This window comes from Polaromonas sp. P1_G4, assembly GCF_056405475.1.
The window spans coordinates 1-5287 of the sequence record NZ_JBFUCA010000299.1; the positions used below are offsets into that span (position 1 = coordinate 1).

Annotated in this window: 3 protein-coding genes; 2 read left to right on the top strand and 1 reads right to left on the bottom strand. The window is 60.4% G+C overall.

Features of this window, described 5'->3' with window-relative positions; all coding sequences use genetic code 11:
* Positions 1–2657, bottom strand: a 2657-nt coding sequence (locus AC1D1X_RS14895; RefSeq protein ID WP_477698552.1) for a DUF3683 domain-containing protein, incomplete at its 3' end; no start/stop codon positions are given.
* 220 nt (positions 2658–2877) lie between these two features.
* Here AC1D1X_RS14895 and ugpB point away from each other — a divergent pair.
* Both ugpB and ugpA read left to right on the top strand, forming a co-directional pair.
* Positions 2878–4191, top strand: coding sequence for a sn-glycerol-3-phosphate ABC transporter substrate-binding protein UgpB (ugpB, locus tag AC1D1X_RS14900; RefSeq protein ID WP_477698553.1), 1314 nt, complete (start codon positions 2878–2880; stop codon positions 4189–4191).
* Between the two features lie 131 nt (positions 4192–4322).
* A complete protein-coding gene (gene ugpA, locus AC1D1X_RS14905; protein ID WP_477669824.1) occupies positions 4323–5204 on the top strand; it encodes a sn-glycerol-3-phosphate ABC transporter permease UgpA in 882 nt (293 codons plus the stop codon).
* Positions 5205–5287: the final 83 nt, after the last annotated feature.

Here is a 5287-nt window from a genome sequence, read left to right on the forward strand (position 1 = left end):
CTCACGCCGCGCCGGGTCTGCTCTTCATACAGAAAAGCTTCCACCAGCAGCGAGGTGGCCAGAATCTTGTTGCGCGGGCTGTACAGCAGGTTGGCGCGCGGCACATGGGTGGCGCACACCGGTTTGCATTTGCCGCAACGCAGGCAATCCTTCACGCTGTCGGCAATGGCGCCAATGTCCGACTGCTGCATGATCAGCGACTCATGCCCCATCAAGCCGAAGCTGGGGGTATAGGCATTGGTCAAGTCGGCATGCAATATCGGTTTAGCATCGTTTTTGGCCTGAAGACCGCTCCCATCTTGCGCGAGCAGCTCCTGATTTCGTAGCAGCTTGCCTTTGTTGAAGCGCCCTTCCGGATCGACTTTTTGCTTGTATTCGGTAAAGGGCCGCAGCTCTTCGTCGGTCAGGAACTCCAGCTTGGTGATGCCAATGCCGTGTTCGCCCGAGATCACGCCGTCCAGCGAACGAGCCAGCACCATGATGCGCRCCACCGCCACATGCGCGGTCTGCAGCATCTCGTAGTCGTCGCTGTTGACGGGCAGGTTGGTGTGCACGTTACCGTCGCCGGCGTGCATGTGCAGCGCCGCCCAGACACGGCCCTTGAGCACACGCTTGTGGATGGCATTGCATTCTTCGATGATCGGCAAAAACGCGCCGCCCGAGAAAATCGCCTGAAGCTGGGCCCGGATATCGGTTTTCCAGCTGGCGCGCAGCGAATGGTCTTGCAACTGCGGGAACAAGGTCGCTACACCCGCCAGCCAGCCGGACCATAGCGCGCGTACCTCAGCTATCAGCGCCAGCGCCTGGCCCACACGGTCTTCCAGCAGTTCTGCCGAAGGAATATCGTTGGCATCGTCCGATTTGCCCAAAGGCAGGTTGCCCTTGAGGAAAAAAGCCTCCAGCTCGTCGCACAGCCGTATCTTGTTGGCCAGGCTGAGCTCGATATTGATCTGCTCGATGCCGTCGGTATATTCGGCCATGCGGGGCAGCGGAATCACCACGTCTTCATTGATCTTGAAGGCATTGGTGTGCTTGGAGATCGCGGCGGTGCGCTTGCGGTCCAGCCAGAATTTCTTGCGGGCGTCGGGGCTGATGGCGATAAAACCTTCGCCGTGGCGCGAGTTGGCAATGCGCACAACTTCCGAGGTGGCACGCGCCACCACATCGGCGTCGTCGCCGGCAATGTCGCCAAAGAGCACCATCTTCGGCAGGCCGCCGTGCTTTTTCGATTTGGTCGCATAGCCGACCGCCTTCAGGTAGCGGTCGTCCAGGTGTTCCAGCCCCGCCAGGATGGCGCCGCCGCGCTTTTGCTCGGCGAACATGAAATCCTTGATCTCGACGATGCTGGGCACCGCGTCCTTGGCATTGCCGAAAAATTCGAGGCAAACCGTGCGGGTATGTGCCGGCATGCGGTGCACGATCCAGCGCGCGCTGGTGATGAGGCCGTCGCAACCCTCTTTCTGGATGCCGGGCAAGCCGCTGAGGAATTTGTCGGTAACGTCTTTGCCCAGGCCCTCCTTGCGGAAAGTCTTGCCGGGAATATCCAGCCGCTCGGTGCGAATGGGGGTTTTGCCGTCGGCTTGGAAATACTGGAGGTCGAAGCTGGCCATTTCGGCGTCGTGGATCTTGCCGAGGTTGTGACCCACGCGCGTGACTTCCAGCCACTCGGCCTGCGGCGTRACCATGCGCCACGAAGCCAGGTTGTCCAGCGCCGTGCCCCACAGCACGGCCTTCTTGCCGCCCGCGTTCATCGCGATGTTGCCGCCTATGCAGGAGGCTTCGGCAGAGGTCGGGTCGACCGCGAAGACGAAGCCGCCGCGCTCGGCCGCGTCGGCCACACGCTGGGTGACCACGCCGGCTTCAGTCCATACGGTAGCCACTGGCTTGTCAACGCCGGGCAACGAAACCATTTCGACCTCGGTCATGGCTTCGAGTTTTTCGGTATTGATGACAGCCGACTTCCAGGTCAACGGAATCGCCCCGCCGGTGTAGCCGGTGCCGCCACCACGCGGCACGATTGTCAGGCCAAGCTCGATACAGGCCTTGACCAGGCCGGCCATTTCGACTTCAGTGTCGGGCGTGAGCACCACAAAGGGGTATTCGACACGCCAGTCAGTCGCATCGGTGACATGCGACACCCGCGAAAGGCCGTCGAACTTGATGTTGTCCTTGAGGGTCAGCTTGCGCAGCTTGCGTTCCGTCAGGCGGCGAAGGTCGTACATCTCGCTGAAGGAGGTGTAGAAGCGGGCGACGGCGCCGCGAGCGGCGTCCAGCAGTTCGCCCACGATGGCGTCGCGCTGTTGATCTGCATCCGGGGTGCGGCGTTTTTCGACTTCGGTCAGCCGGTGCTGCAAGGCGTCGACCAGCAGCTTGCGCCGCTTGGGGTTGTCCAGCAGGTCGTCCTGCAAATAGGGGTTGCGCTGCACGACCCAGACATCGCCCAGCACTTCATACAGCATGCGCGCGGAGCGGCCGGTGCGGCGCTCGTCGCGCAGACGGTTCAGCAAGTCCCAGGCACGCTCGCCGAGCAGGCGGATGACTACCTCCCGATCGGAAAATGAGGTGTAGTTATAGGGAATCTCGCGGATGCGGGCTTCGCCAGCCTTTGCGTCATCGGCAAAGACGTTCAATTCTTGGAGGGTAGTAGGGGCGTTCATCGTGAAAAGCCAGCGGCTTCGGACCCGTGTCCAGCGCTGTTGCCCTATATTACCGCAGCGCAACATTTACCCGTGGCGCCATGGAAGTCGTATGTGTCCTTATGGAAATCCCGCTTGTCGGGAAGCCCGCAAATCGATTAAATCGCGTGTCACAAACAGTTTTTACACTGTCCCGTTTAACGTGGCGCGCCCCGGTGCGCGTCCAATCCCAGGAGTTTTAATGAAAAACCGTCTCTCAGCATTCGCCTTCGCGGCCCTCGGCCTGTGCGCGCCGCTGGCCAGCCAGGCCCAGACCGAGATCCAGTGGTGGCATTCAATGACGGCCGTCAACGGCGAATGGGTCAATGACCTGGCCAAGCAATTCAATGAGAGCCAGAAGGAATACAAGGTAGTGCCCACCTTCAAGGGCACGTACGATGAGTCCATGACGGCCTCCATCGCGGCCTTCCGCGCCGGCAATGCGCCGCATATCCTTCAGGTTTTTGAAGTGGGCACCGCCACGATGCAGGCCAGCAAGGGAGCCATCGTCCCGGTCGGCAAGATCATGCAGGACGCCGGAGAAAAATTCGATCCGAAAGCCTACATCCCCGCTGTTGCCGGCTACTACACCGCGCCAAACGGCCAGATGTTGAGCTTCCCGTTCAACAGCTCCACCACCATCTTCTATTTCAACAAGGACGCATTCAAGGCTGCGGGCCTGCCGACCGACAAGGCCCCCGTCACCTGGCCTGAAGTCRTCAACGCCGCCGCCAAACTGAAGGCCTCCGGTCACAAATGTCCCTTCACGACCGCCTGGCAGAACTGGACACAGGTGGAAAGTTTCTCGGCCTGGCACAACGTCGAGTTCGCCACCAAAGCCAACGGCCTGCAAGGCATGGATGCGCGCCTGAAGGTGGATTCGCCGCTGCACGTGCGCCACATCGAGAACCTGGCCAACATGGCCAAACAGGGCCTCTTTATCTACAAGGGCCGCGGTAACGTGCCGGAAGCCAGTTTCGTGTCGGGCGAGTGCGCCATGATCAACACGTCTTCGGGCTTTTACGGCAATGTGGCCAAAAACGCCAAGTTCGCCTACGGCCTGGCTCCGCTGCCTTACTACCAGGACGTTCCCGGCGCGCCGCAAAACACCGTCATCGGCGGCGCCAGTCTGTGGGTCATGTCGGGCAAAAAGCCGGCCGAATACAAGGGCGTCGCCAAGTTCTTCAGCTTCATATCCACGCCTGAAGTGCAGTCGGCCAGCCACAAGCGCACCGGTTACCTGCCCGTGACGATGGCATCGTACGACCTGACCGAAAAGTCCGGCTTCTACAAACAGAACCCGGGCACCGACGTCGCGGTGACGCAAATGATCCGCAAGGTCACGGACAAGAGCCGCGGCATCCGTCTGGGCAACTATGTGCAGATTCGCGCGATCGAGGACGAAGAACTCGAGCAGGTCTGGAACGGCAAGAAGACGGCCAAAGAAGCGTTGGGCTCCATCGTCAAGCGCGGCAATGAGCAGCTTGAGCGCTTCCAGAAGGCCAACAAGGGCTGATCGCCCAAGAGACAGAGCAGGCCCGCACGGCGGGCTAAACTCGGCCCGCTGCGCCCTCTCCCCCTCATCGGGGAAGGCCAGGCGGGTTTTTATGTTTTAGCACTCACAGGTTTTTGCCCACCGAAGGCCCTATGGAAAAACGCGTTGTCTTCCGATCCAGCTGGCTGCCCTGGTTGCTGCTGCTGCCGCAAATGGCGGTCATTTTGGTGTTCTTCTTCTGGCCAGCGGCGCAGGCGCTTCTGCAGTCGCTGCAACAGCAAGACCCTTTCGGCACCTCCATCGAATTCGTCGGCCTGGCCAATTTTCGGCAATTGCTGGACGACCCGAGCTATGTGGAGTCGTTCAAGACGACCGCGTTTTTCTCAGTGATGGTGGCCGGCATCGGCATCAGCCTGTCACTGTTGCTGGCGGTGTTTGCCGACCGCATCGTGCGCGGCGGCATGTTCTACAAAACCATGCTCGTGTTGCCCTACGCGGTTGCCCCGGCTGTGGCGGCCGTGCTGTGGGTGTTCATGTTTTCTCCCTCGCTGGGCGTGGTCGCCTACGCGCTGGGCAAGATAGGCATCAACTGGAATCATCTGCTCGACTCCGGCCATGCCATGACGCTGATCGTGATGGCCTCGGTGTGGAAGCAGATTTCTTATAACTTCCTGTTTTTTCTGGCGGGCCTGCAGTCCATACCGAAATCGCTGATCGAGGCCGCTGCGATTGACGGTGCCCGACCCTGGCGCCGCTTCTGGACCATCCAGTTCCCGCTGCTGTCGCCCACCACCTTCTTCCTGCTGGTGATCAACGTGGTCTATGCCTTCTTCGACACGTTTGCCATCGTCGACGCCGCCACGCAGGGCGGGCCAGGCAAGGACACAGCCATCCTGGTCTACAAGGTGTATTACGACGGCTTCAAGGCCATGGACCTGGGCGGCTCGGCTGCGCAGTCGGTCGTGCTGATGGTGATCGTGGTGGCGCTCACCGTCATCCAGTTCCGCTACGTCGAGAAAAAGGTTCAATACTGATGAAAACGATAACAAAAAATACGACGGGAGCCCATCATGGTTGAAAAACGCGGCACATGCGCGAGGATGCCATGCGTGCCGCG

Bases quoted from the DNA above. Each gene is read 5' to 3' on its own strand.
- ugpA (WP_477669824.1), top strand. From the start codon at position 4,323: ATGGAAAAACGCGTTGTCTTCCGATCCAGCTGGCTGCCCTGGTTGCTG.